The sequence below is a fragment of the Citrobacter sp. KH_055_1 genome, assembly GCF_057838705.1.
In genome coordinates this window covers 766,633-792,896 of sequence record NZ_CM174473.1, presented here as the reverse complement: position 1 = coordinate 792,896, position 26,264 = coordinate 766,633, and the positions used below count along the sequence as shown (strand labels likewise).

Sequence of the window (26,264 nt, the reverse complement as noted above, 5' to 3'; positions counted from 1 at the left end):
ATTATGATTATTTTGCGGAGAGCTTATGAACAAAATATATCAGATAAAATGGAGTAAAGTCCGTAATTGCTGGTGTGTGTGCTCAGAGCTTGGAAGGAAGAATACGAAAAAAAAGTCCAGGGCGTTATTAGCTGGTGCCGTAGCGTTATGCTCATCGATGGCCCTGGCTAATGATATTGATGTAAGCACAGATAACACCGTTGATTTTGGCACAGGCAACCAGTCCATTAATTACCATATCAATGTAAAAGACAATGCCAACCTGGTGATCAATGCACCGGACTCGCGTCCCCGCCTGACCTTCACATCAGGAGGTGGGCTGGATATTACCCAGGGAACAGTGCGTATCAACGGTGAACTGAACATTCTGCTGAAAGGCACCGGTTACCTTAACGTCTCTAATGCAGGCAGTGAACTCTACGCTGACGACTTATATGACAGCGCGTCAGATAACTGGCGAACGGGCGGTTATTTTAACGTGTCTGATGGCGGTAAGATTCATGTTAAAGGGACCAGCCGCCTGACCTATGAAAGGGGAAACGTTAGCGGTGAGGGTAGCCAGGTCAATACACAAACATTCTTTATGGGTGTATTCAAAAGCTACGGTGGCGATCAATTCCTGTCAGTTAATAATAAGGGGGAAGTTAACGCCAGTGATAAATTAAGTCTCGGGTATTACAATCAAGATTCCAATACCACATTGGTCGTATCCGACATGGGGAAGATCTCTGCCCCTGAAGTTAGCCTAAGTACAAACTCAGAATTAGCATTAGGCGCTCAGGAAGGTGAGAAAGCGAAAGCTGCCGGGATTATTGACGCCAAGAAAATAGAGTTTGTTTGGGCGGGTACGGACAATAAAAAAATCACCCTGAACCACACCAGCGATAACGCCAATATATCAGCGGATATATCAAGTGGCAGCGAGGGGCTGGGTTATATTAATGCACTTAACGGCACAACGTTTCTGTCTGGGGATAACTCAAAATTTAGCGGTAAAGTAAAAATTGCCAAGGATGCCACACTTGGGGTTACGCAGAACCTGGGAACCGCGGATATCAGCAATAGCGGTAAACTCTTGCTGAATGCCCAGGACAACATGGCGTTTACCAATAAGGTTTCGGGGAATGGCATTATCTCCGTCGGCACCGGAAATGTGGCGCTATTGGGTGATAACACCGCCTTTAAAGGAAAGATCAATGTTGAATCGGGCGCCGTTGCGAGCGTTTCTGATCAGAAAAATCTCGGTTCTGCCGGGTTATCCGTTGCCGGGACGCTGCAGCTCAATAGTACAAGCGACTGGTTGTTTAACCACCAGATTGCTGGCTCTGGCATCCTGGAGGTCGATACGGGAAACCACGCTTTCTCTTTTAAAAACAGCGCGGTGACATCCGGATTTACGGGTGCTCTGGCGTTACAGAATACGACATTCAACCTGCAGGGAACCAACGCCGATGCTCTTGCAAAAGCAGGGCTAATTGCAGGAAAAGGGAGTGAAATTTCACTGGGAACGGGCACACAGTCCATTGGAAGCCTGGCCTTTTCTGGCGGAACCATTGCGTTTGGTAACATTACCCCCGGCATACACCACACCGATAAAATGGTGAATGTCAAAGAGGAGTTAGACCTGACGGGGTCTGGTGCTGTGCAGGTGAATCCTGTGGGCGTAGTGGACGCTATAGCGCAAGATATTGATACCGGTCTCTCTTTAATGGAGCAGGAAGACGCCAATGCAGAAATTAAACTGGTGTCCACCCAGTCAGGAACCGGTGTAACAGGTGACGCCGGAAACCTGAAACTGCAGGATCTAAACGGTAACGCGGTAACAGATGCTGTTCAGCATGACATTAGCCAGAACGGACAGGTGGTAGCCAAAGGAACTTACGACTATCGCCTGACCAGCGGGAAAAACCATGATGGTCTTTATGTAGGCTACGGTCTGACGCAGATTGAACTACAAGGACAGGGGCAGAATGCACTACTGCTGGACGCCAACGGAAAAACCGGGGCGGCTGCGGAATTAAGCTCTCGCCTGAGCGGCTCCGGGGATCTGGCGCTTGACAGCCAGAAAGGCCAGACAGTTTCACTTTCTGGTCTGAATAATGATTACACCGGCCTAACCGATTTGCGCAGCGGTAATCTGCTGATGCTCAATGATAATGTACTGGGTCATACGTCAGGTCTTCAGATGGCAGAAGAGACCGTTCTGGATATGAATGGGCATAGCCAGACGATTGGGCAGCTAACCGGCGCCGTAGGATCGGTTCTGAATATTAATGGCGGTAGCCTGACGATTTCTAACGGCGGAACGTCATCAGGGACATTGGCCGGCAGCGGTAATCTCAACATAGATAACGGCGTCTTTAATGTGAATGGCAGTAATGCGTCCTTAAGCGCAACAACGACCATCGCGTCCGGCGCAGAGATCAAACTAGATAACGTTCAGGGATTGGGGGCCGGGAATATTATTGCCGATGGTCATCTCAACCTGAATACCGTTGAGGGGAAATTGTCCAACAACCTGAGCGGCAAGGGTGAAGTTTCATTCAGCGAATCTAACGTCGCTCTCGAGGGGGATAACCGCGGGTTTAGCGGTCACGTTAAACTGGATAAAAACACACAATTAGTTGCGTCAGCCGCCGGCCATCTCGGGGGAGCAACCATTCACAATCAGGGTGACTTGATCCTTAACAGCATGGATGACTGGACCCTGCAAAACCAAGTCGATGGCAGCGGTAATGTCATCAAGCAGGGCCAGGGTACTATCACGCTGACCGCGAATTCCGCCTATACCGGCACTACGGATATTCAACAAGGGGGGCTGATACTGGGTCAGGAGGATGCGCCGGTTACGCTGGCGAGCCAGCAGGTCAATATTTCTTCTGCCGGTATGCTCTCAGGCGCGGGAACAGTGTCAGGCAGTATCCATAATGCCGGATTGTTCGTTGCCGGAAATGGCGCATCAGGTCGCTTTACTGTTGGCGGGAATCTCTCTAACCAGGGTGCGATATCTTTGGGGAATAGTGGGCAGTCCGCCGGCAACCAGCTGATTGTTGAGGGGAATTACCACGGCAATAATGGCCTGATTAATTTTGATACTGTTTTGGGGGACGACCGTTCGGCCACCGATAAGCTTATTGTAAAAGGTGACACCACTGGCAGTACTCAAGTAAGTATCACCAATGCAGGGGGCCAAGGTTCACAAACTCTGGAGGGGATTGAGCTTATTCATGTAGATGGCCGTTCTGAAGGTGATTTTTCTCAGAGCGGGCGTATCACTGCGGGCGCTTATGATTATTCATTGGTTCGGGGCCAGGGGGCTAACAATAGCCACTGGTTTCTGACCAGCCAGTTGATTAAACCTGAAAATCCCGAACAACCGGTTTCGCCCACAGAGCATACGCTTCGCCCGGAAGGGGGAACCTATACCGCGAACCATGCGGCAGTAAATACCCTGTTCAACATGAGGCTACACGATCGAGCGGGAGAAACGCAGTACACAGACATGTTAACCGGAGAGACAAAAAACACCGCTATGTGGATGCGTCAGACAGGGGGCCATCATAGTTGGTATGACGGTAGCAGCCAGCTGCGTACTCAAAGCAATCGCTATGTGATGCAGCTCGGCAGCGATATCGTGCAGGGCTCAACTAACGGGCGTGATAGCTGGCGTCTCGGGATCATGGCCGGGTATGGCCATGATAATAATCAGACCCGCTCATCAGCCACGGGTTATACCTCGCGAGGTAGCGTCAATGGCTATAGCACGGGCCTTTACGCCACATGGTATGCCGATAACGTCGATCATAACGGTCTGTACCTCGACGGCTGGGCGCAATATGGATGGTTTGATAACTATGTAAAAGGTGAAGGACTGGCTTCTGAAGCCTATAAATCCAAAGGTCTGACGGCATCTGTTGAAACAGGGTATACCTTTAACGTTGGCGAATTCTCCGGTAGCCAGGGAACCGTTAATGAGTGGTATATTCAGCCGCAGGCGCAGGTTACCTGGATGGGGGTCAAATCTGATGACCATCGAGAGGCTAACAGAACGCGTATCGAGATGAACGGCAACGGTAATGTTCAAACCCGTCTTGGAGCCAGAGCCTACCTGAAAAGCGTTAATAAAATGGATGAGGGCAAAGGCCGTGAATTCCAGCCATTTATTGAGGCTAACTGGATTCATAATACGCGCAGTTTTAGCACGAAAATGGATGACGTTAGCGTCAGCCAGGAAGGTGCGCGTAATCTGGGAGAAATTAAACTGGGTGTTGAAGGCCAGATTACACCAGATTTAAATCTGTGGGGTAATGTGGGCGTCCAGATGGGAGACAACGGTTACAACAACAGCGCGGCAACGTTAGGGCTGAAATATCATTTCTAATCGGCCCGCAACAAGAGATAGCCGGGGTGTTTTTGCAAGCACCCTGGCTACTGCTGCTTGCAAGCCTATTATCTGATTCATTCATAATCATTTCTACGTTAGCCAATACCATGCAAAGGATTGATGAATATCACTCATAGTCTCTATCCCCCTGCTGGTGATTATCAGCAAGCCTAAACTCGTTAACATATCCAATCCAATTAATGACAGCAGCCATATTGATAAGATATTTATTGTTGATGGTTACGACATCCAGACAATCAGTAGCAGTCTTAGACTCTCGGTCCAGCAGGTCAGACAGCGGCATATCCTTAAAGCGTTGCTTGCGGTTCTTAGGCAACTGACTGTTGGAGGACGTCTCGGACCCTGAGCATATGTGAACGGGTCGCCTTACCCACATCCTGAATTGTCAGATAGTCGAATGTCTCGATTAACGTAGAGTGTGACGCTCGGTTCTCGCTTGGGGTCGCTGGCTTCCAGTTATGGGCGTTCTCCTGCTCATACTGCTCAATGAGAGACGCCAGGTCAGAGCCTTATGTTCAGGGACTTCAGGTTCAGCCAATACAGTAGCAGTGCCTCTGTCCTTGATTCGTAGTGATACTGACGCTAGTTTATAACGGTTGTGGGAAGGAAGCGAAGCAGTCAGGTGACCAGTAGTCTTCATCCTGAGGCGGATATAAAAGACGCCATTGCGCTGATAAAGATAGGTTTTTGAGTTGAGCATGTGCTGAGTTCTTAAATCTGCTCACTATTTCAACAGATTTAGTTACAGTGTTGGTTACAGTGAGTAAAACTAGCGGAAGGCTTAAAGCTGTATCCCTTAGGATTCAGTAAGTTGGAGTACTTTAAGAAAGGCCATGGAGCGGGCGAAGGGAATCGAACCCTCGTATAGAGCTTGGGAAGCTCTCGTTCTACCATTGAACTACGCCCGCATTGAAGTGCGTAAGGGATTATAAACCTTACACACTTCCTGGCAAGGGGCTGATCGACTGACTGGCGATTAATTCACCGTCAGCATTTTGGCTTGCTGCCCTGCGGCGGTAAATAGCGCTGCGGATCGATAGCCGTAGCGCGATAACGGATCTGGAAATGCAGGCGCACCGAAGCCGCATCAGAGCTGCCCATGGTGGCAATTTTCTGCCCGGCTTTCACTGTTTGCCCGTTGTTAACCAACAGCGTATCGTTATGGGCGTAGGCGGTAATGTAATCTTCGCCATGTTTTATCATCACGAGGTTGCCGTAGCCGCGCAGCTGATTGCCGACATAGACCACCTTCCCGGCTCCAGCCGCATAAACAGGCGTGCCGCGCGCGGCAGAGATATCAATCCCCTTGTTGCCACCTTCGGCCGTGGAGTATGGCAATATCACCTTCCCACTCGCTGGCCACTGCCAACAGCGTTGCCCTACCGGTGGCCAGGATGACTGTGGCACAGAAGAAGACGGTCTGACTGCTGCCGTTTTGGTGGAGGATTTCGATTTAGATTTTGTTTTCGCCGATGCCGTGCTGGTTTTCGCGCCACCGCTGACCTTAAGCTTTTGCCCAACTTCTATGGTATAGGGGGGAGAAATGTTGTTCAGGCGCGCGATCTCTTTGACGCTGGTCCCTGTCGCACGTGAAATACCATACAGCGTGTCTCCCCGCTTAACGGTATAGGTAGAACCAGAACCGGAATCAGATGAGCTTGAACATCCCGCGACGATCAGGCTGCTCAGCAACATTATTGTGATAACAAAGCGTTTTCTCATCAGGCGTCCCGCACTCAAAACAATTCCTCGCAACATTTTAAGACGCTTTATCATAGCAGTCCGATGCCGGATGCCAAATCATATCGCGGCACGAATCGTCCGTTCAGGCATTTCACACCGACGGATAATCAATCGGCCACAATTAGGAATATAATAGTGATGCTCAAGATTAATGGTGGATGCGATGCGACAGGAACATGTCATTTTGTTGAATGAGCAGGACCAGCCCTGCGGAACACTGGAAAAGTATGCGGCGCATACCGCTACAACGCCCCTACACTCAGCCTTCTCCTGCTGGCTCTTTAACGACCAGGGCCAACTGTTGGTGACCCGGCGTTCGCTACACAAAAAAGCCTGGCCAGGCGTCTGGACTAACTCGGTCTGCGGCCATCCGCAGTCCGGTGAAACTACTGCAGACGCCATCATCCGTCGCGCTCGTTTCGAACTGGGTGTGGAGGTAGCCGAACTCACGCCCGTGTATCCTGATTTTCGTTACCGCGCTGCAGACCCCAGTGGGATTGTGGAAAACGAAGTTTGCCCGGTCTATGCCGCACGAGTTATCAGTGCGCGACGGCCGAACACGGATGAAGTAATGGATGAGCAGTGGAGTGAACTTGAGGATGTCTTACGTGCGCTGGATGCCACACCGTGGGCCTTCAGCCCGTGGATGGTAATGCAGGCCTCTAACGATAAAGCGCGCGAATTATTACGCGAGTTTGCTAACCGTAATTGATTGCCGGATGGCAACGCGAAAGCGTTTTATCCGGCCTACAAATCATGCTTATCGTAGGCCGGAAAAGCGTGGCGCGATCCGGCATTTCACATCTTATTTAACCGGACGCATCGCCGGGAACAGGATCACGTCACGGATGGTATGGCTGTTGGTGAACAGCATAACCATACGGTCGATACCAATCCCCAGACCGGCTGTCGGCGGCAGACCGTGTTCCAGAGCGGTAACGTAGTCTTCGTCGTAGAACATCGCTTCGTCATCGCCCGCATCTTTGGCGTTAACCTGATCCTGGAAACGCTGCGCCTGATCTTCTGCATCGTTCAGCTCGCTGAAACCGTTACCGATTTCGCGTCCACCAATGAAGAATTCGAAGCGGTCAGTAATTTCCGGGTTGTCATCGTTACGACGAGCCAACGGAGAAACCTCTGCCGGGTACTCGGTAATGAAGGTCGGCTGAATCAGGTGCGCTTCCGCCACTTCTTCAAAGATCTCCGTCACGATACGACCCAGACCCCAGCTCTTCTCAACCTTGATGCCGATAGATTCAGCAATCGCTTTAGCAGAGTCGAAGTTGTCCAGATCCGCCATGTTGGTTTCCGGACGGTATTTCTGAATGGCTTCACGCATGGTCAGTTTTTCGAACGGTTTACCAAAGTCGAAGACTTCTTCGCCGTAAGGCACTTCGGTGGTTCCCAGAACGTCCTGCGCCAGCGTGCGGAACAGCGATTCGGTCAGTTCGATCAGGTCTTTGTAGTCCGCATAAGCCATATAGAGTTCCATCATGGTGAACTCTGGGTTATGACGAACGGAGATGCCTTCGTTACGGAAGTTACGGTTAATTTCGAACACACGTTCGAAGCCGCCAACCACCAGACGCTTGAGGTACAGTTCCGGCGCAATACGCAGGTACATGTCCAGATCCAGCGCGTTATGATGGGTGATGAACGGGCGTGCAGCGGCACCGCCAGGGATCACCTGCATCATCGGGGTTTCCACTTCCATAAAGCCACGGCCAACCATGAACTGACGAATACCCGCCATGATCTGTGAGCGCACTTTAAAGGTGTTGCGAGATTCATCGTTAGAGATGAGATCCAGGTAGCGCTGACGGTAACGCGCTTCCTGATCCTGCAGGCCGTGGAATTTGTCCGGCAGCGGACGCAGCGCTTTAGTCAGCAGACGCAGCTCGGTGCAATGGATGGACAGCTCGCCGGTTTTAGTCTTAAACAACTTACCTTTCGCGCCGAGGATATCGCCCAGATCCCATTTTTTGAACTGCTCGTTGTAAATGCCTTCCGGCAGATCGTCACGCGCAACGTACAGCTGAATGCGGCCACCAACGTCCTGCAGCGTAACGAATGAGGCTTTCCCCATAATGCGGCGGGTCATCATACGACCGGCAACGGATACCTCAATGTTCAGCGCTTCCAGCTCTTCGTTTTCTTTCGCGTCGAAGTCAGCGTGCAGTTGGTCTGAGGTGTGATCGCGACGGAAATCGTTCGGGAACGGGATCCCCTGCTCGCGCAGGTTAGCCAGCTTCTCACGGCGCGTTTTCAGTTCATTGTTAAGGTCGGCTACCGCGTCAGCGCCCTGTGCGTGTTGTTCAGACATGTTGGTTCCTCATAACCCTGCTTTCAAACTTGCTTCGATAAATTGATCCAGGCTGCCATCCAGCACCGCCTGCGTGTTACGGGTTTCAACCCCGGTACGCAGATCTTTAATGCGGGAGTCATCCAGGACATAAGAACGAATCTGGCTACCCCAGCCGATGTCGGACTTGGTGTCTTCCATCGCCTGCTTCTCGGCATTCTTCTTCTGCATTTCCAGTTCATAAAGCTTCGCTTTCATCTGCTTCATGGCCTGGTCTTTGTTCTTGTGCTGGGAACGGTCGTTCTGGCACTGTGTCACAATCCCGGTCGGGATGTGGGTAATACGCACCGCAGATTCTGTACGGTTAACGTGCTGACCACCCGCACCTGAAGCGCGGTAAACATCGATGCGCAGGTCTGCCGGGTTGATTTCGATATCAATGTCATCGTCAACTTCCGGGTAGACAAATGCAGAGCTGAACGACGTATGGCGGCGACCGCCGGAGTCAAACGGACTCTTACGTACCAGGCGGTGTACGCCGGTTTCAGTACGCAGCCAGCCGTAAGCATATTCGCCAGCGATTCTGATGGTCACGGATTTAATACCCGCCACTTCACCTTCAGATTCTTCAATAATTTCAGTCTTAAAGCCGCGTGCTTCAGCCCAACGCAGATACATGCGCATCAGCATGCTAGCCCAGTCCTGCGCTTCGGTGCCGCCAGAACCGGCCTGAATATCGAGATAGCAATCTGCGCTGTCATATTCACCGGAGAACATACGACGGAACTCCAGCTGCGCCAGCTTTTCTTCCAGCGTATCGAGTTCGGCAACGGCTTCGTTAAAGGTTTCTTCGTCGTCGGCTTCTATAGCCAGTTCTAACAGGCCGGAGACATCTTCCAGGCCCTGGCTCATTTGGTCGAGCGTGTCGACAATGGCCTCAAGGGAAGAACGTTCTTTGCCCAGCGCCTGCGCGCGTTCGGGTTCGTTCCAGACATCCGGCTGTTCCAGCTCGGCGTTTACTTCTTCCAGACGCTCTTTCTTGGCATCATAGTCAAAGATACCCCCTAAGAACGTCAGAGCGTTCCGTGAGGTCCTGAATGCGGTTATTTACCGGATTAATTTCAAACATGGTCTGTTTTCTTTTATTGGACGAGTCAAAATGCGGTTATAAGAGCGGGATTGTAACCAATCCACGCTCTTTTTTATAGATATAGTGACGCTAAAGTGGCCAGATATTATCGATAATAATTTGCAATGAGCGGTTGCCGCGAAACTCGTTAATATCCAGCTTATAGGCCAGCGTGACTTCACGAACGCCGTTATCCGGCCAGATAGCGGTATCAACATTAAACGCAATACCGTCCAGCAGCGGTCCGCCGTCGACGGGCTCAACCATCACCTTCAGATGACGCTCGCCAACCAGACGCTGCTGAAGCAGGCGAAAGCGCCCGTCAAACAGCGGCTCCGGGAACATTTGCCCCCACGGTCCTGCATCACGCAGCATTTGTGCGACTTCCATGGTCATCTCCGCCGCGCTTAGCGGGCCATCGGAGACCACTTCGCCCTGCAGTAAGGCGGGATCGAGCCACTCGGTCACCAGCTCGCCAAAACGCTGCTGGAAGCACTCAAACTGTGCTTCTTCCAGCGATAATCCTGCCGCCATGGCGTGGCCGCCGAACTTAAGGATCATGCCCGGGTAATGGGTATCCAGTCGCTCCAGTGCATCTCGCATGTGCAGGCCCTGAATCGAGCGCCCCGACCCTTTAAGGGTGCCGTCTCCAGCTGGTGCAAAGGCGATCACCGGACGGTGAAAACGCTCTTTAATGCGTGACGCCAGGATCCCTACTACGCCCTGATGCCACTCGGGGTGATACATCGCCAGCCCGCCAGGCAGCGTCTCTCTGCTGCGCTCAAGCTTCTCGCACAGGGTCAGCGCTTCCGTCTGCATGCCCTGCTCTATCTCTTTCCGCGTCTGGTTGAGCGCGTCCAGTTCACTGGCAAGCACCCGCGCGTCGCCAATGTTGTCGCACAGCAACAGCGCCACGCCAACAGACATATCATCCAGGCGGCCTGCCGCATTCAGGCGTGGCCCCAGCGCAAAGCCTAAATCGCTGGCAGCCAATTTCTGCGGGTCGCGATTTGAAATCTCAAGCAGCGCTTTAATGCCAGGACGACATTTCCCTGCGCGAATACGGCTCAAGCCTTGCCACGTCAGGATGCGGTTATTAGCGTCAAGCGGGACAACATCGGCCACCGTACCTAGCGCAACCAGATCAAGCAGATCTGCGAGGTTTGGCGGGGTGATACCTTGCTCATCAAACCAGCCCTTATCACGAAGAAAAGTACGCAGAGCCAGCATCAGATAAAAAGCCACGCCGACGCCCGCCAGTGATTTCGACGGGAACGTACAGTCGTGCAGGTTAGGATTAATAATCGCCACTGCGCCCGGCAGAGTATCGCCGGGCAGGTGGTGATCGGTAACCACTACCGGGATCCCCAGCGTTCTGGCATGCTCAACGCCGGTATGGGAAGAGATGCCGTTGTCGACGGTGACGATCAGCTGAGCGCCGCGGGCATGTGCCTGATCCACCACCTCCGGGCTCAAACCATAACCGTCTTCAAAACGGTTGGGCACCAGGTAGTCAATGTTGCTACATCCCAATGCTCGCATCGCCAGAATGCTCAGCGCCGTGCTGGTTGCACCATCGGCGTCAAAATCCCCCACCACGATAATGCGGGTGCCTTCACGAAAAGCGTTATAGAGGATCTCCACCGCCTTTTCGACACCGCTCAATTGCTGCCACGGCAACATGCCTTTGACGCTACGCTCAAGCTCCTGCGCGCTACGCACACCGCGACTGGCGTACAAACGACGCAACAGCGGCGGCAGATCGGCAGGCAGGTCGCTAGTCTCGTCGGCTTCACGACGACGAAGTTGTATCTGTTGTTTCACGCGAATTATTTACCGCTGGTCTGTTTTTGGTGCGCGTCGAGGAACGCTTTCATCTCTTTCGGTCCCTGATAGCCAGGAACAACATAGCCATTGCTCAGAACGATCGCCGGCGTGCCGCTTACACCAAACTGCACACCCAGCGCGTAATGGTCAGCAATATCCACATTACAAGTTGCTGGCTTCACGCTTTTACCCGCCATGGCATCATCAAACGCTTTGTTTTTATCTGACGCACACCAGATGGATTTCATGTCCTGCTCGGCCTGGCTTTCCAGTCCCTGGCGAGGGAAGGCCAGATAACGCACGGTAATTCCCAGTGCGTTGTAGTCTTTCATCTCTTCATGCAGCTTGTGGCAATAGCCGCAGGTGATGTCGGTGAAAATGGTAATAACGTGTTTTTCCTGCGGCGCTTTATAGATGATCATCTCTTTTTCCAGCGCGTTCAGCTGCTTCATCAGCAGTTGATTGGTGACGTTAACCGGACTTGCACCGCTCACGTCATACATCGGTCCCTGAATAATGTGCTTGCCGTCTTCGGTGACGTACAACACGCCGCTGTTGGTCAGTACAGTTTTCATTCCCGCAATCGGAGCAGGTTGAATTTCTGTGCTTTGTACACCCAGCTTCGTTAATGACTGACGAATCGCCGCGTCGTCTGCCTGCACCATGCCTGAAAACGCCGTCGCCAGCAGGGTGAGCATCATAAAACTTTTTTTCATAACCTATCCTTTCCTGTCAGCACTCACGCACGCGGGTGATGCTGTTGATGTAATTGACGCAAGCGCTCCGTTGCGACATGGGTATAAATTTGTGTGGTAGAGAGATCGCTATGACCAAGCAGCATCTGCACCACGCGCAAATCAGCGCCATGGTTAAGCAAATGCGTGGCAAAAGCATGCCGCAGTACGTGCGGCGACAGCTTCTCGCTGTCTATTCCCGCTAACACAGCATAGTGTTTAATTCGATGCCAGAAGGTCTGGCGTGTCATCTGCTGCGCACGCTGGCTGGGAAACAGCACATCAATGGAGACGCCATTGAGCAACCATGGTCGTCCGTGCTCCAGATAGGTTTCCAGCCAATACACAGCCTCTTCACCCAACGGTACCAGCCGCTCTTTATTACCTTTACCAATGACCCGCACAACGCCCTGACGCAGGCTGACATCACTCATCGTCAGCCCCACCAGCTCAGAAACGCGCAAACCGGTGGCATATAAGACTTCGAGCATGGCTTTGTCTCGGAGTTCCAGCGGCTGGTCAATCAGCGGGGTCTGCAGCAGTCGCTCGACCTGCGCCTCACTGAGATCTTTTGGCAAACGCTGTGGTAGCTTAGGTGAAGCCAGCGAAGCGCTGGGATCATCATCGCGGAATTTCTCGCGATAGAGATGTTGAAAAAATCGCCGCATAGCACTTAACAAACGCGCGGAACTGGTGGCTTTATACCCCCCCTCCATTCGCTCTGCCAGCAGTGCTTGCAGGTCATCGCTCTGTACCGTCGTCAGAGAAACACCGCGATGGTGTAGCCATTCAACAAGCATGGTTAGATCGCGACGATACGCACTTAATGTGTTTTCCGCCAGATTGCGTTCCAGCCACAGGGCATCAAGAAATTGCTCGATGCGCGCCAGATCTTGTTCCACTCGCGCCCCTTATTTCATTCTCATTTTTGATGCATTATGCCTCATTGTGCCGTGATTGCGGCGATTCTGATACACTACGCGCAACGCTACAGCAGAATTGAGACGTTTAGTAATGAACATGGGTCTTTTTTACGGTTCCAGCACGTGCTACACCGAGATGGCAGCAGAGAAAATCCGCGATATTCTTGGTCCCGAGCTGGTGACATTACACAACCTCAAGGATGATTCTCCGACCTTAATGGAGCAGTACGACGTGCTCATTTTAGGTATCCCGACCTGGGATTTCGGCGAAATCCAGGAGGACTGGGAAGCCGTCTGGGATCAGTTGGATGACCTCAACCTGGAAGGCAAAATTGTTGCTCTCTACGGCATGGGCGATCAGTTGGGTTACGGTGAATGGTTCCTGGATGCGCTGGGAATGCTGCACGACAAGCTAGTCACGAAAGGGGTGAAGTTTGTCGGTTACTGGCCAACAGAAGGCTACGAATTTACCAGCGATAAACCTGTTATTGCCGATGGGCAACTGTTTGTCGGCCTTGCCCTGGATGAAACCAACCAGTACGATCTTAGCGATGAACGCATCCAGGCATGGTGTGAGCAAATTCTTGGCGAAATGGCCGAACACTGGTCCTGAGCGTCTGCTGACTGACGGTGAAGGTCTGTAACCTTACCGTCAGCGCTATTTCTGCATTGACGGTTGTAATATCAACCGACGCAAATCCCGCCATTCGGCATCATCCATACTGTCCGCCGCCAGCCACAGATGCTGACGCTTTCCTGTACTTGACCGCAAACGCAACATCATGCCCGTTTTTATCATCCAGGGTGCGCTAACAATCGACCACTCTTGCCCTTGCCAACGCAGGCGGCCATCCATCAATAGTCTAATCTCTCCCTGACAAGCGTTGATACGGCGCTGACTGCGCACGCAATCGAACACCACCAGAGAGAGCAAAATCAACCATAAAGGGGTGTAACTCAGTGGCCATGGCATCAATAAAATAAGCACCGCCACTAGCCCATGAATGAGCAACGAAATCCACTGTGCGCGCCAGGAGACGCGTAAATCAGATTGCCACTGGACCACGTTCCCGATTCCGTGTCTGGATAAGCCGTACCATTTGCTCCAGCTGTGCATCAGCCGGCTTCCCGTGATTCATCAACCAGTTAAATAAATCGGGGTCATCACATTCCAGCAAACGGATAAAAATGCGCTTTTCGTCATCACTTAAGTTGTCATACTCATGTTCGAAAAACGGCATGATCGAAATGTCCAGCTCACGCATACCGCGACGGCATGCCCAATGAATACGTGCTTTGTTGTTAATATCCATGTTCTTCTTCCTGTCTCGCGAAAACGAAGTACCCGGCTATTGTAACGTGTTTTTCACGCTCTTTTACGGGAATATCAGTAAACGGAAGCACGATCGCTAAATAAAACCACATTAAGTCAAAGGGTTCATCAATTATGGATGTCTCCTCGCAAAGCTTAAAATATGGCACAAATAGGATGTTTAAACCGCTTGCAATGGGCCATAGCTCTTTTACCATTAGTCATTATTACTGCGTTAAGCAAATCAGGACATTATTATGGCTTTTACATCTTTTCCTCCTCGTCAGCCTTGTGCGTCAACACGTTTGCCTCTGACGCTGATGACGCTTGATGACTGGGCACTCGCGACCATTACCGGCACCGACAGTGAGAAGTATATTCAGGGCCAGGTTACTGCTGATGTCAGTCAGCTGACCGAACATCAGCATGTGCTGGCTGCCCACTGTGATGCCAAAGGCAAAATGTGGAGCAACCTGCGCCTCTTCCGCCTGGGTGAAGGCTTCGCGTGGCTTGAGCGCCGTAGCCTGCGCGATGCTCAGCTTACCGAACTGAAAAAATATGCCGTCTTCTCAAAAGTGGTGATTGCACCGGACGACGAACGCGTGCTGCTGGGCGTTGCCGGATTCCAGGCGCGCGCCGCGCTGGACAATCTCTTTAGCGAACTGCCAACCCGCGATAAGCAGGTGATTACCGAAGGCTCTTCCACGATATTGTGGTTTGAACACCCGGCCGAACGCTTCCTGCTGATTACCGATGCAGCCACGGCGGAAACGCTGGTAGAAAAACTGCGTGGTGAAGCAGAATTGAACAACAGCCAACAGTGGCTGGCACTGGATATCGAAGCCGGTATCGCAGTAATTGATACCGCCAACAGCGGGCAGTTCATTCCACAGGCCACCAACCTGCAGGCCTTAGGTGGGATCAGCTTCAAAAAAGGCTGCTATACCGGTCAGGAAATGGTCGCACGGGCGAAATTCCGCGGCGCTAACAAACGAGCGCTGTGGACACTGGCAGGTTCAGCCAGCCGGGTGCCGGAAGCGGGTGAAGACCTGGAACTGAAAATGGGAGAGAACTGGCGCCGAACCGGCACCGTACTTGCTGCAGTACAACTGGCGGACGGTCAGGTACTGGTGCAGGTGGTGATGAATAACGACATGGAAGCCGACAGCGTATTCCGCGTGCGCGACGACGCGAAAACGCTGCATATAGTACCGCTGCCGTATTCGCTGGAAGAGTAAATCGCCAGGTAGCGACTTCACCTTACCGGGTCGAGGGTTTTGTAGGCCCGGTAAGCGCAGCGCCACCGGGCAATGATGATTACGCCTGCCCCACGTACAGATAGATGGCCAGGAAATGGCACACGCTGCCACCCAGCACGAATCCATGCCAGATTGCATGGTTGTAAGGAATACGCTTGCAGACGTAGAAAATGACGCCCAGTGAATAGACCACGCCACCTACCGCCAGCAGCGTTACGCCCCCAGCAGCCAGTTTAACCGCCAGTTGATACACCACAATCAATGACAGCCAGCCCATGGTCAGGTAGGTCACCAGCGACAAAATTTTAAAGCGATGGGCAATGGTCAATTTGAACAGAATACCGAGCAGCGCCAGGCTCCAGATCACCACCATCAGGCCACGCGCCAACGGTGAGTCCAGCCCCACCAGCAGAAATGGCGTATAGGTTCCGGCAATCAGCAGATAAATAGCGCAATGGTCGAATTTCTTCAGCCAGAGTTTCGCTCGCTGATGGGGTATCGCGTGATACAGGGTTGAAGCCAGGAACAGCAAAATCATGCTGCCGCCGTACAGGCTATAGCTGGTAATGGCCATAGCACTGGCATTGGTATCTACTGCCTGAACCAGCAACAGCACCAGTCCGATAATCCCAAACACCAGCCCAATTCCGTGGCTGATGCTATTGGCGATTTCCTCTGCCAGAGAATACCCCTGCGCAATTAATGGCTTCTGAACCATAGCTTACTCCCAAAAAACGAACACTTTCGTGATTGCGCTTCTAGCGTAACTGAGAATGGTTCCAGTGAACACATGTTAGCTAAAATAAATATCAACCAATAAATAACATATAAAAATCAATTATTTACATTTTACTTTTCAGCTAACAAGTGTATTCTTTAAATTAAACGCATTTAAAATCAATCACATAAAACTGCGTCTGATTTGGATAGATCTCTGTAATCACACGTTTAAGCTCATCAAGGGTCATATTTTCCTGCTGAGCATGTTTTTCACTCAGCGTATCCAACGTCACGGTCGAGGTGCTTACCACTTCTATAGTGCAGAAGTAACCGTCATCTTCGAAGCGTCCAACCCGCAGAATGTCTCCGGTTTTGAAGTGGGACTCAGACTCATCGCGAATAGTGATAGTCTTGCGTCCGGCCAGAATGTCATCCTGGAAACGCTGAAAAAAAGTGATGTCATTTGGCTGCATGTTATTATTCCCTGTAGATGAAGTCTGATGAGTGAGTATTGCCATTGTGAGTATGTTCTCCCACGCCGCCATCGCCAGTCTCAATAATCTTGAGATGTTGGTCTACAACTATGTCATCAAGAACCGTGACAAAGTCATGTACATGACCATTCGCGAACTGGCTGATGCCGTAGGGGTTTCAACCACCACCGTTCTGCGCTTTTGCCGCAAACTTAACTGTGAGGGCTACTCTGAGTTTCGCGTACGCTTTAAATTATATTTAGAGCAGAATGAACCGCAACAGGCTAATTTCGGTGCCAGCGAAATAATCAGCTTCTTTAAGGGCGTGAATAACGACGAATTCGACACATTACTCGATCAGGCTGTTGATATTATATTGTCCTCCGAGCGTATTATATTCGTTGGCGCGGGAACATCCGGCGCCTTAGCTAAATATGGTGCGCGATTTTTCTCAAATGTCGGGAAATTCAGCAACCATATTGACGATCCCTATTTCCCGGTGACCAATGATATGGCCCGAAACGCGTTGGCAATTGTCCTATCCGTCTCCGGCGAAACCGAGGAGATCCTGCGTTTCGCCAGCCAGTTTAGCCTCCACAACTGCAAAGTGTTGTCGGTTACCAGCCACGAGCACTCACGCCTGGCGAAACTGGCCGACTTTAACCTCTCCTGGCATGTGCCGCAAACCCGCATTGCGGGGGTCTATGATATAACCACACAAATCCCCGTAATTTATATTCTGGAGTCACTGGGTCGCAAACTGGCGAAAAAATTGGCATAAAAAAACAAACTGTTTTTTTGATGTAACAAATCACATTAAGCCTATTTTGTTATATCGTGACATTTATCTTTCCTTTGTTAGACTCAAAATCAAATGGTATTAATTTGAGACTGAGCGCAAATGAAAAAACTGACTTTACCGAAAGATTTTTTATGGGGTGGCGCGGTTGCGGCGCATCAGGTTGAAGGCGGCTGGAACAAAGGCGGCAAAGGGCCAAGCATTTGTGACGTGCTGACCGGCGGCGCGCACGGTGTTCCACGCGAAATCACCCAGAGCGTCATTCCAGGCAAGTACTATCCAAACCACGAAGCCGTCGATTTTTACAGTCATTACAAAGAAGACATAAAGCTGTTTGCTGAAATGGGCTTCAAATGCTTCCGTACGTCTATTGCCTGGACCCGAATCTTCCCGCGAGGTGACGAAACTCAGCCAAATGAAGAAGGGCTGAAGTTTTACGACGACATGTTCGACGAGCTGCTCAAGTACAACATTGAGCCGGTTATTACCCTCTCCCACTTCGAAATGCCGCTACATCTGGTACAGCAGTACGGTAGCTGGACCAACCGCAAAGTGGTCGATTTCTTCGTTCGTTTTGCCGAAGTGGTCTTTGAGCGCTACAAGCACAAGGTCAAATATTGGATGACCTTTAATGAGATCAACAACCAGCGTAACTGGCGTGCGCCGCTGTTTGGCTATTGCTGTTCCGGCGTGGTGTACACCGAGCATGAGAACCCGGAAGAAACGCTGTATCAGGTGCTGCACCACCAGTTTGTTGCCAGCGCGCTGGCGGTGAAGGCGGCACGGCGCATTAATCCTGAAATGAAAGTCGGCTGCATGCTGGCGATGGTGCCGCTGTACCCCTTCTCCTGTAAACCCGAGGATATGATGTTTGCGCAGGAGTCGATGCGTGAACGCTACGTCTTCACCGACGTCCAGCTACGCGGTTATTACCCCTCTTATGTGCTGAACGAATGGGAGCGTCGTGAATTCAATATCAAAATGGAAGCAGGCGACAAACAGATCCTGCGTGAAGGCACCTGCGACTATCTCGGATTCAGCTACTACATGACCAACGCCGTAAAAGCGGAAGGTGGCAGCGGTGACGCGATTTCCGGCTTCGAAGGCAGCGTCCCCAACCCACACGTTAAAGCCTCCGACTGGGGCTGGCAGATAGATCCCGTCGGCCTGCGCTATGCCTTATGTGAGCTGTACGAACGCTATCAGAAGCCGCTGTTTATCGTTGAAAACGGCTTTGGTGCGTACGACAAAGTAGAAGAAGATGGCAGCATCAACGATGACTATCGCATCGACTATCTACGCGCCCACGTTGAAGAGATGATGAAAGCAGTAACGTACGATGGCGTAGATTTGATGGGCTACACACCGTGGGGCTGCATTGACTGCGTGTCGTTCACAACCGGTCAGTACAGTAAACGCTACGGCTTTATTTACGTGAACAAGCACGACGATGGCACCGGAGATATGTCGCGTTCACGCAAGAAAAGCTTCAACTGGTACAAAGAGGTGATCGCCAGCAACGGCGAAAATCTGTAATTTTTGCCGGATGGCGGCGTAAACGCCTTATCCGGCCTACACGTTAATTTCCCGTAGGCCGATAAGCGATGCGCCATCCGGCAATCAACGCGCTACTTCCCACCCGCCAGCTCCAGAAAACTGCCCGTTACGTAAGACGCCTTCTCACTCAGTAGCCAGGTGATAGCCTGCGCCACTTCTTCCGGTTGTCCGCCACGCTGCATCGGTAACATCGACTTTACGCGATCAACCCGTCCGGGCTCCCCACCAGACGCATGCATGTCGGTGTAGATTAGGCCAGGACGCACGCCGTTCACACGGATACCCTGCGCCGCCACCTCCAGCGCTAACCCCGTCGTCAACGTATCTACCGCCCCTTTCGACGCTGCATAGTCGATATATTCAAATGGAGCGCCCAGCCTTGATGCTGCTGACGAGACGTTAACAATCGCCCCGCCCTTACCGCCATGCTTCAACGACATCCGCTTAACCGCTTCCCGACAACACAGGAAATAGCCGGTAACGTTGGTTGCCATTACGCGGTTGATGCGTTCGGCAGTAAAGTTTTCTACCGTGCTCTGCTCGAACAAAATCCCGGCATTGTTCACCAGCGCAGCCAGTGGTTCACCTTCTCGGTCGATCGCCTCAAACATTGCCACAACCTGGCTTTCATCGCTGATATCCGCCCGCAGGGCAAATGCTTTGCCGCCTGCCGACGCAATGTGATTCACCACCTCGGTTGCGGCACGAATATTGTGATGGAAGTTAACCGCAACGGTGTAACCCTCTTCTGCCAGCTGTAGCGCGGTTGCGCGCCCAATACCGCGACTTCCGCCAGTAACAAGTGCGATTCCCATGGATACCTCCAGATATGAAAAAGCCGGGAGGCGGCTTCGCCTTACCCGGCCTATACACTACTTTACTACGCGGAAAAGTTACTGATATTCGCTCATCGGCACGCAGGAGCAGAATAGATTACGGTCACCGTAAACGTCATCAAGACGTTTCACCGTTGGCCAGTATTTATTTGCCACGCCAGCCGGGAACACCGCGATTTCACGGCTGTAACCGTGATTCCACTCCGCCACCAGCTCGTTCTGGGTGTGTGGCGCGTTAACCAGCGGGTTATCTTCCAGTGGCCACTCGCCTGCTTTCACACGATCGATCTCTGTGCGGATTGCCAGCATCGCATCAATAAAGCGATCTAATTCCACTTTACCTTCAGATTCCGTCGGCTCCACCATCAGCGTACCCGCTACCGGGAACGACATGGTTGGCGCATGGAAACCGTAGTCGATCAGGCGCTTGGCAATATCCAGCTCGCTGATGCCGGTCTCTTCTTTCAGTGGACGAATGTCGAGAATACACTCGTGCGCCACACGGCCATCGCGACCGGTATACAGAACCGGGTAGGCATCTTTCAGACGGCTGGCAATGTAGTTGGCATTAAGAATTGCCACCTGGCTTGCCTGCTTCAGACCTTCAGCGCCCATCATGCGGATGTACATCCAGCTGATTGGCAGAATGGAGGCGCTACCGAACGGTGCGGCAGATACCGCGCCCTGACGGGTGAGCATGCCTTCAATCTGTACCACACTGTGACCCGGCACAAACGGTGCGAGATGCGATTTAACGCCGATCGGCCCCATACCCGGGCCGCCGCCGCCGTGCGGAATGCAGAAGGTTTTATGCAGATTGAGGTGTGAAACATCCGCGCCGATAAAGCCTGGCGTGGTGATACCGACCTGAGCGTTCATGTTCGCGCCATCGAGGTAAACCTGGCCGCCAAACTGATGCACGACTTCGCATACTTCACGGATCGTTTCTTCGTACACGCCGTGGGTGGATGGATAGGTCACCATAATGCAGGACAGGTTTTCACCCGCCTGCGCCGCTTTTTCGCGCAGATCGCCAAGATCGATGTTGCCGTTTTTATCACAGGCCACCACTACCACCTGCATTCCCGCCATCTGGGCGGAAGCTGGGTTAGTACCGTGAGCAGAGGCCGGGATCAGGCAGATATCGCGATGACCTTCGTTACGGCTTTCGTGATAGTGACGAATCGCCAGCAGGCCCGCATATTCACCCTGTGCGCCGGAGTTCGGCTGCATGCAGACGGCGTCATAACCGGTCAGTTTTACCAGCCACTCAGAAAGCTGACCAATCATCTGCTGATACCCTTCCGCCTGCTCAGGTGGGCAGAACGGGTGCAGTTCAGCAAATTCAGGCCAGGTGATAGGGATCATCTCGGCGGCCGCGTTCAGCTTCATGGTGCAGGAACCCAGTGGGATCATTGCCTGATTCAGCGCCAGATCTTTACGTTCCAGCGAGTGCATGTAGCGCATCATCTCGGTTTCGCTGTGGTAGCGATTGAACACCGGATGACTCAGGATCGCATCATCACGCAGCATGCTGTCCTGAATAGAACGGCTGTCGAGCGCCACGTCTTTATCCAGCGTATCGATGTTCAGGCCGTGGCTGTCGCCCAGCAGAACATTAAACAACTGCACCACATTTTCACGGGTGGTGGTTTCGTCGAGCGTAATGCCTACGGCGTTATGAATATCGCTGCGCAGGTTGATTTCTGCCGCTTCGGCACGCGCCAGCACGGCCGCTTTATCAGCGACTTCGACACACAGGGTGTCAAAGTAGTGCGCATGACGCAGCTTCAACCCTTTCTGTTGCAGACCCGCGGCCAGAATATCGGTCAGGCGGTGGATGCGGTTCGCAATGCGCTTCAGTCCGACTGGACCGTGGTAAACGGCATACAGGCTGGCGATGTTTGCCAGCAGTACCTGCGAGGTACAAATATTGGAGTTCGCTTTCTCACGGCGGATATGCTGCTCGCGAGTCTGCATCGCCATGCGCAGAGCGGTATTACCTGCGGCATCTTTGGAGACGCCGATAATACGGCCTGGCATGGAGCGTTTGAATTCGTCTTTGGCTGCAAAGAATGCCGCGTGTGGGCCGCCGTAACCCATCGGTACGCCAAAGCGCTGAGCGGAGCCGAAAACAATGTCCGCGCCCTGTTTGCCCGGCGCAGTCAGCAGAACCAGCGCCATAAAATCGGCCGCTACGCTGACCACCACTTTACGCGCTTTCAGTTCAGCAATCAGCGCGCTGTAGTCGTGAACTTCACCGGTAGTGCCCACTTGTTGCAGCAGCACCCCGAAGACATCCTGGTGATCCAGCGCTTTTGCTGCGTCGTCAACGATGACATCAAAGCCGAAGGTTTCCGCACGGGTACGGACAACATCCAGCGTTTGCGGATGAACATCAGACGCCACAAAGAAGCGGTTGGCGTTTTTCAGTTTACTGACGCGTTTTGCCATCGCCATGGCTTCGGCAGCCGCGGTGGCTTCATCCAGCAGAGAAGCGGAAGCCATATCCAGACCGGTCAGATCCAGCGTCACCTGCTGGAAGTTAAGCAGTGCTTCCAGACGGCCCTGGGAGACTTCTGGTTGATACGGCGTATATGCGGTGTACCAACCCGGGTTTTCCAGCATATTACGCAGGATAACCGGCGGTAACTGCACGGCGGTATAACCCATGCCAATGTAGGACGTGAAGCGCTTGTTACGCCCGGCGATGGCTTTTAACTCTGCCAGCGCAGCGTATTCGGTCGCCGCCTCGCCCACCTGTGGCGGGGTTGCGAGCTGAATGTCTTTCGGCACAATCTGGCCGATCAGCGCGTTTAACGACTCGGCGCCAACCGCATTCAGCATTTCTTGCTGCTGCGCGGCGTCCGGTCCGATGTGGCGTTCAATGAAAGCGCCGCTGTTTTCAAGCTGGCTTAACGTCTGTGTCATGGGCGATGGTTCCTGAAACGTGCAGTGAATCGTGATTGTCTCTAACTCAATTGCCCGGTGGCGCTGACGCTTACCGGGCCTACATAAAACCGTAGGCCGGATAAACGCAGTGCCATCCGGCACAATCTTATTCGTCTTCCAGTAATGCCTCGTACGCAGTGGCATCCAGCAGTGATTCGATTTCGCTTTCGTCGCTGGCTTTGATCTTGAAGATCCAGCCGCCGGTGTACGGCTCGCTGTTCACCAGTTCCGGGGAGTCGCTGAGCGCGTCATTCACCGCCACAATCTCACCGCCCACCGGCGCATAGATATCGGAAGCTGCTTTTACGGATTCCGCAACCGCGCAGTCGTCGCCCGCGCTGACAGTGGCACCCACTTCTGGCAGGTCAACGAACACCATGTCACCCAGCAGTTCCTGAGCATGTTCGGTGATCCCTACGGTGTAAGAGCCGTCTGCTTCTTTGCGCAGCCATTCGTGTTCTTTACTGTATTTCAGTTCTGCTGGTACGTTGCTCATCAATCAATCTCCAAAAAGGATGAATCACGCGACGGCTTTGCCGTTACGCACAAAAACAGGTTTAGTCACTTTTACCGGCATTTCACGGTTACGGATCTGCACGATTGCCGTCTCGCCAATACCCGCAGGTACGCGCGCCAGTGCAATGCTGTAGCCCAGCGTCGGAGAGAACGTACCACTGGTGATAATGCCTTCATGCGCATTGCCCGCCGCATCGGTGAAACGCACCGGCAGTTCATTACGCAGTACGCCTTTCTCGGTCATTACCAGGCCAACCAGCTGCTGGTGACCTTTTTCACGTTGCATTTCCAGCGCTTCGCGACCAATGAAGTCGCGGTCAGCCGGTTCCCACGCGATGGTCCAGCCCATGTTGGCGGCCAGCGGAGAAATACCCTCGTCCATTTCCTGGCTGTACAGGTTCATACCGGCTTCCAGACGCAGCGTATCGCGCGCGCCCAGACCACATGGCTGTACGCCTGCGTCGACCAGCGCACGCCAGAAATCCGCGGCTTTTTCATTCGGCAGGGCAATTTCATAGCCTGCTTCGCCGGTATAGCCAGTGGTGGCGATAAACAAATCACCCGCCTGCACGCCAAAGAACGGCTTCATGCCTTCTACCGCATGGCGCTGTTCTTCAGTAAACAGCGTGGCGGCTTTAGCCTGAGCATTCGGTCCCTGCACCGCAATCATCGACAAGTCATCACGAACGGTGATGTCGATAGCGTAAGGTTCAGCGTGTTGGGTTATCCAGGAGAGGTCTTTTTCGCGGGTGGCGGAGTTAACAACGAGGCGGAAGAAATCTTCAGTGAAGTAGTAGACGATCAGGTCATCAATCACACCGCCCGACGCATTGAGCATACCGGAGTAAAGGGCTTTACCGGTTTTCGTTAGCTTCGCGACGTCGTTTGCCAGCAGATAACGCAAGAACTCCCGGGTGCGACTGCCGCGCAGGTCGACGATGGTCATGTGCGACACATCAAACATACCGGCATCGGTGCGAACAGCGTGGTGCTCGTCGAGCTGAGAACCGTAATGCAGAGGCATCATCCAGCCATGGAAATCAACCATGCGCGCGCCGCATAGCGTGTGTTGTTCGTACAAAGGAGTCTGTTGAGCCATCTTTTCCTCGTTGAATAAGCGGGGCTATCAACTCTTTCGCGGTGAAATGTTCACCACGAAACCCAGCACCGCAGCCGCTCCGGGGGCTGCGACGCAAACGTTCTCTTTGTCTTGAACTTACCACTGAAACAGACGCTAAACCATAAGTCAAAATTAACCATCACATTAGCTTATGGCTAAAAATGCCCAGATCGACGGCAGAATAAAAAACCAGTTAACCGCCATAAAATCAGAGCAACAGATAGATAAAACGAAACAAATCGTCATCAATCCATATTAAATGTGGAAAAAATGTCAAAAATGGCGTTATGAGAAAATAGTAATATTAAAAAAACTAATGCGAAAAGAAGCGTGAAATTAGATTATTTCAAATGAGAGAAGCATCCCGGCGCGCAGGCCGGGAGAGGAAAGTGTGACGGGTCTCAAACTCTTAAAATTGTCCTGACGGACGTTAGCGCAACCACTCAGGAAGATCGTTTAATCCCATCGCCTGACGGATGAGTTGTGGTTTTACGCCTGGCAGGGTATCGGCCAGTTTCAGACCAATATCACGCAGCAGTTTCTTCGCTGGGTTCGCGCCAGCAAACAGTTCACGGAACCCCTGCATACCGGCCAGCATCACCGCTGCACTGTGCTTACGGCTACGCTCGTAGCGACGCAGATAAAGGTACTGACCGATGTCTTTCCCCTGGCGTTGCAGACGTTTTAGCTCATCAATCAGCTCCGCAGCATCCATAAAACCGAGGTTAACCCCCTGTCCTGCCAGCGGATGGATGGTATGTGCCGCATCACCGACCAGTGCCAAGCGGTGCGCGGCAAACTGGCGGGCATAGCGCCCCGTTAGCGGAAACACCTGACGTTCGCTCTCAACGCGACATAGTCCCAGCCGATTATCAAAGGCGATATTCAGCGCCTGATTAAACGCGTCAACACTTGCCAGTTGCATGCGCTCTGCTTCCTGCGGCGAGAGTGACCAGACGATAGAGCACAAATGCGGATCGCTGAGCGGTAAGAACGCCAGAATGCCTTCGCCATGGAACGCCTGGCGGGCAACTGCACCGTGCGCGTCCTCGGTGCGAATGGTTGCCACCAGCGCATGATGGCGATAATCCCAGAAGGTCAGCGGGATATCCGCTTTGTTACGCAACCAGGAGTTTGCGCCGTCCGCGCCAATGACCAGGCGCGCAGTCAGCATCGAGCCATCCTTCAGGGTCAGAAAAGCTTCGTTCTCCCCCCAGGCCACTTGCTGAAGTTCTGCCGGAGCCATTAGCGTAATATCCGCCGACTGCTGCGCCTTTTGCCACAGCGCGTAGTGGACCACCGAATTTTCAACGATATGTCCTAAATGGCTATAGCCCATGCTTTGGTCATCAAATTCGATGCGCCCAAAGCTGTCTTTGTCCCAGACTTCCATCCCGTGGTAACAGCAAGCCCGACGGGCGACAATGTCTGACCATACGCCAAGACGGGTCAGTAGTTTTTCGCTGGCGGCGTTAATGGCCGACACGCGAAGCTGAGGAGGTGCATCCGCCGCCAGAGGCTGCGGAACATGTTGTTCTAATACGGCAACGCGTAACCCGCTGCCCTGCAAGCCGCAGGCAACCGCCAGTCCCACCATGCCGCCACCAACAATTGCTACATCAACACTTTGCACTGTTTGCTCCTGAAAACGGGACTA

At 52.6% G+C, this 26,264-nt stretch carries 21 protein-coding genes, 1 tRNA gene and 1 pseudogene; 6 read left to right on the top strand and 17 right to left on the bottom strand.

Annotated elements, in window-relative coordinates:
• Window positions 1–25 precede the first annotated feature (25 nt).
• A complete protein-coding gene (locus AC3ITF_RS03905; RefSeq protein WP_489176146.1) occupies window positions 26–4,381 on the top strand; it encodes an autotransporter outer membrane beta-barrel domain-containing protein in 4,356 nt (1,451 codons plus the stop codon).
• 196 nt (window positions 4,382–4,577) lie between these two features.
• Here AC3ITF_RS03905 and AC3ITF_RS03900 read toward each other — a convergent pair.
• From AC3ITF_RS03900 to actS, 3 genes and pseudogenes are all read right to left on the bottom strand, one after another.
• Window positions 4,578–5,105, bottom strand: a pseudogene (locus tag AC3ITF_RS03900) (hypothetical protein); the annotation flags it as partial.
• A gap of 134 nt (window positions 5,106–5,239) precedes the next feature.
• Window positions 5,240–5,313 (bottom strand) — tRNA-Gly (locus tag AC3ITF_RS03895).
• 79 nt (window positions 5,314–5,392) lie between these two features.
• Entirely contained in the window at window positions 5,393–6,151 is a 759-nt protein-coding gene (gene actS / locus AC3ITF_RS03890; protein WP_168246980.1) for an amidase activator ActS, read from the bottom strand.
• A 160-nt stretch (window positions 6,152–6,311) separates the two neighbouring features.
• Between actS and idi the strand changes: the two genes are divergently transcribed.
• Window positions 6,312–6,860: an isopentenyl-diphosphate Delta-isomerase gene (gene idi / locus AC3ITF_RS03885; RefSeq protein ID WP_117342622.1), complete on the top strand. Its 549-nt coding sequence runs from the start codon at window positions 6,312–6,314 to the stop codon at window positions 6,858–6,860.
• 93 nt (window positions 6,861–6,953) lie between these two features.
• On the opposite strand, the gene lysS is transcribed toward idi, so the two are convergent.
• The 5 genes from lysS to xerD all read right to left on the bottom strand — a co-directional run bounded on the left by lysS (window position 6,954) and on the right by xerD (window position 13,042).
• Window positions 6,954–8,471, bottom strand: a complete 1,518-nt coding sequence (lysS, locus tag AC3ITF_RS03880) for a lysine--tRNA ligase (RefSeq protein WP_096755805.1) — start codon at window positions 8,469–8,471, stop codon at window positions 6,954–6,956.
• A gap of 9 nt (window positions 8,472–8,480) precedes the next feature.
• A protein-coding gene (gene prfB, locus AC3ITF_RS03875) for a peptide chain release factor 2 (RefSeq protein ID WP_115257544.1) occupies window positions 8,481–9,579 on the bottom strand; the annotation gives its coding sequence in 2 pieces (ribosomal slippage) (window positions 8,481–9,503 and window positions 9,505–9,579; 1,098 coding nt in all).
• Between the two features lie 90 nt (window positions 9,580–9,669).
• Window positions 9,670–11,403 carry a single-stranded-DNA-specific exonuclease RecJ gene (gene recJ, locus AC3ITF_RS03870; RefSeq protein WP_489176145.1) on the bottom strand — a complete coding sequence of 578 codons (1,734 nt, stop codon included), beginning with the start codon at window positions 11,401–11,403 and terminating at the stop codon, window positions 9,670–9,672.
• Window positions 11,404–11,408: 5 nt separating this feature from the next.
• Window positions 11,409–12,122, bottom strand: a complete 714-nt coding sequence (dsbC, locus tag AC3ITF_RS03865) for a bifunctional protein-disulfide isomerase/oxidoreductase DsbC (RefSeq protein WP_096755802.1) — start codon at window positions 12,120–12,122, stop codon at window positions 11,409–11,411.
• Window positions 12,123–12,145: 23 nt separating this feature from the next.
• Window positions 12,146–13,042: a site-specific tyrosine recombinase XerD gene (xerD, locus tag AC3ITF_RS03860; RefSeq protein WP_096755801.1), complete on the bottom strand. Its 897-nt coding sequence runs from the start codon at window positions 13,040–13,042 to the stop codon at window positions 12,146–12,148.
• A gap of 112 nt (window positions 13,043–13,154) precedes the next feature.
• Between xerD and fldB the strand changes: the two genes are divergently transcribed.
• Entirely contained in the window at window positions 13,155–13,676 is a 522-nt protein-coding gene (fldB, locus tag AC3ITF_RS03855) for a flavodoxin FldB (protein WP_096755800.1), read from the top strand.
• Between the two features lie 45 nt (window positions 13,677–13,721).
• Here fldB and AC3ITF_RS03850 read toward each other — a convergent pair whose 3' ends face one another.
• Both AC3ITF_RS03850 and sdhE read right to left on the bottom strand, forming a co-directional pair.
• Window positions 13,722–14,129, bottom strand: coding sequence for a protein YgfX (locus AC3ITF_RS03850; protein ID WP_096755799.1), 408 nt, complete (start codon window positions 14,127–14,129; stop codon window positions 13,722–13,724).
• Window positions 14,110–14,376 (bottom strand): FAD assembly factor SdhE, encoded by a 267-nt coding sequence (gene sdhE / locus AC3ITF_RS03845; RefSeq protein ID WP_096755798.1) that lies wholly within the window; start codon window positions 14,374–14,376, stop codon window positions 14,110–14,112. Before sdhE ends, AC3ITF_RS03850 begins: the two co-directional genes overlap by 20 nt.
• A 256-nt stretch (window positions 14,377–14,632) precedes the next feature.
• Between sdhE and ygfZ the strand changes: the two genes are divergently transcribed.
• Window positions 14,633–15,613, top strand: coding sequence for a tRNA-modifying protein YgfZ (ygfZ, locus tag AC3ITF_RS03840; RefSeq protein ID WP_115257540.1), 981 nt, complete (start codon window positions 14,633–14,635; stop codon window positions 15,611–15,613).
• A gap of 79 nt (window positions 15,614–15,692) precedes the next feature.
• Here ygfZ and trhA read toward each other — a convergent pair whose 3' ends face one another.
• Together trhA and yqfB are read right to left on the bottom strand one after the other, a co-directional pair.
• Entirely contained in the window at window positions 15,693–16,352 is a 660-nt protein-coding gene (gene trhA, locus AC3ITF_RS03835) for a PAQR family membrane homeostasis protein TrhA (RefSeq protein ID WP_096755796.1), read from the bottom strand.
• A 163-nt stretch (window positions 16,353–16,515) separates the two neighbouring features.
• Entirely contained in the window at window positions 16,516–16,827 is a 312-nt protein-coding gene (gene yqfB / locus AC3ITF_RS03830; RefSeq protein WP_181624678.1) for a N(4)-acetylcytidine aminohydrolase, read from the bottom strand.
• Window positions 16,828–16,879: 52 nt separating this feature from the next.
• Here yqfB and AC3ITF_RS03825 point away from each other — a divergent pair, with 52 nt between their 5' ends.
• Both AC3ITF_RS03825 and bglA read left to right on the top strand, forming a co-directional pair.
• Window positions 16,880–17,608 (top strand): MurR/RpiR family transcriptional regulator, encoded by a 729-nt coding sequence (locus AC3ITF_RS03825; RefSeq protein WP_115259901.1) that lies wholly within the window; start codon window positions 16,880–16,882, stop codon window positions 17,606–17,608.
• Between the two features lie 120 nt (window positions 17,609–17,728).
• Window positions 17,729–19,162 carry a 6-phospho-beta-glucosidase BglA gene (bglA, locus tag AC3ITF_RS03820; protein WP_115257538.1) on the top strand — a complete coding sequence of 478 codons (1,434 nt, stop codon included), beginning with the start codon at window positions 17,729–17,731 and terminating at the stop codon, window positions 19,160–19,162.
• Between the two features lie 92 nt (window positions 19,163–19,254).
• On the opposite strand, the gene AC3ITF_RS03815 is transcribed toward bglA, so the two are convergent.
• The 5 genes from AC3ITF_RS03815 to ubiI all read right to left on the bottom strand — a co-directional run bounded on the left by AC3ITF_RS03815 (window position 19,255) and on the right by ubiI (window position 26,240).
• Entirely contained in the window at window positions 19,255–19,998 is a 744-nt protein-coding gene (locus AC3ITF_RS03815; RefSeq protein WP_117342627.1) for an SDR family oxidoreductase, read from the bottom strand.
• Window positions 19,999–20,076: 78 nt separating this feature from the next.
• Window positions 20,077–22,950, bottom strand: a complete 2,874-nt coding sequence (gcvP, locus tag AC3ITF_RS03810; RefSeq protein WP_096755792.1) for an aminomethyl-transferring glycine dehydrogenase — start codon at window positions 22,948–22,950, stop codon at window positions 20,077–20,079.
• A gap of 127 nt (window positions 22,951–23,077) precedes the next feature.
• A complete protein-coding gene (gcvH, locus tag AC3ITF_RS03805; RefSeq protein ID WP_045447282.1) occupies window positions 23,078–23,467 on the bottom strand; it encodes a glycine cleavage system protein GcvH in 390 nt (129 codons plus the stop codon).
• 24 nt (window positions 23,468–23,491) lie between these two features.
• Window positions 23,492–24,586 (bottom strand): glycine cleavage system aminomethyltransferase GcvT, encoded by a 1,095-nt coding sequence (gcvT, locus tag AC3ITF_RS03800; protein ID WP_115257536.1) that lies wholly within the window; start codon window positions 24,584–24,586, stop codon window positions 23,492–23,494.
• 451 nt (window positions 24,587–25,037) lie between these two features.
• A complete protein-coding gene (ubiI, locus tag AC3ITF_RS03795) occupies window positions 25,038–26,240 on the bottom strand; it encodes an FAD-dependent 2-octaprenylphenol hydroxylase (RefSeq protein ID WP_096755789.1) in 1,203 nt (400 codons plus the stop codon).
• Window positions 26,241–26,264: the final 24 nt, after the last annotated feature.

Excerpts from the sequence above, each read along its gene's own strand:
- AC3ITF_RS03905 (WP_489176146.1), top strand. The coding sequence starts at position 26 with ATGAACAAAATATATCAGATAAAATGGAGTAAAGTCCGTAATTGCTGG.
- idi (WP_117342622.1), top strand. The coding sequence starts at position 6,312 with ATGCGACAGGAACATGTCATTTTGTTGAATGAGCAGGACCAGCCCTGC.
- lysS (WP_096755805.1), bottom strand. The coding sequence starts at position 8,471 with ATGTCTGAACAACACGCACAGGGCGCTGACGCGGTAGCCGACCTTAAC.
- dsbC (WP_096755802.1), bottom strand. The coding sequence starts at position 12,122 with ATGAAAAAAAGTTTTATGATGCTCACCCTGCTGGCGACGGCGTTTTCA.
- fldB (WP_096755800.1), top strand. The coding sequence starts at position 13,155 with ATGAACATGGGTCTTTTTTACGGTTCCAGCACGTGCTACACCGAGATG.
- sdhE (WP_096755798.1), bottom strand. The coding sequence starts at position 14,376 with ATGGATATTAACAACAAAGCACGTATTCATTGGGCATGCCGTCGCGGT.
- ygfZ (WP_115257540.1), top strand. The coding sequence starts at position 14,633 with ATGGCTTTTACATCTTTTCCTCCTCGTCAGCCTTGTGCGTCAACACGT.
- trhA (WP_096755796.1), bottom strand. The coding sequence starts at position 16,352 with ATGGTTCAGAAGCCATTAATTGCGCAGGGGTATTCTCTGGCAGAGGAA.
- yqfB (WP_181624678.1), bottom strand. The coding sequence starts at position 16,827 with ATGCAGCCAAATGACATCACTTTTTTTCAGCGTTTCCAGGATGACATT.
- AC3ITF_RS03825 (WP_115259901.1), top strand. The coding sequence starts at position 16,880 with ATGTTCTCCCACGCCGCCATCGCCAGTCTCAATAATCTTGAGATGTTG.
- bglA (WP_115257538.1), top strand. The coding sequence starts at position 17,729 with ATGAAAAAACTGACTTTACCGAAAGATTTTTTATGGGGTGGCGCGGTT.
- AC3ITF_RS03815 (WP_117342627.1), bottom strand. The coding sequence starts at position 19,998 with ATGGGAATCGCACTTGTTACTGGCGGAAGTCGCGGTATTGGGCGCGCA.
- gcvP (WP_096755792.1), bottom strand. The coding sequence starts at position 22,950 with ATGACACAGACGTTAAGCCAGCTTGAAAACAGCGGCGCTTTCATTGAA.
- gcvH (WP_045447282.1), bottom strand. The coding sequence starts at position 23,467 with ATGAGCAACGTACCAGCAGAACTGAAATACAGTAAAGAACACGAATGG.
- gcvT (WP_115257536.1), bottom strand. The coding sequence starts at position 24,586 with ATGGCTCAACAGACTCCTTTGTACGAACAACACACGCTATGCGGCGCG.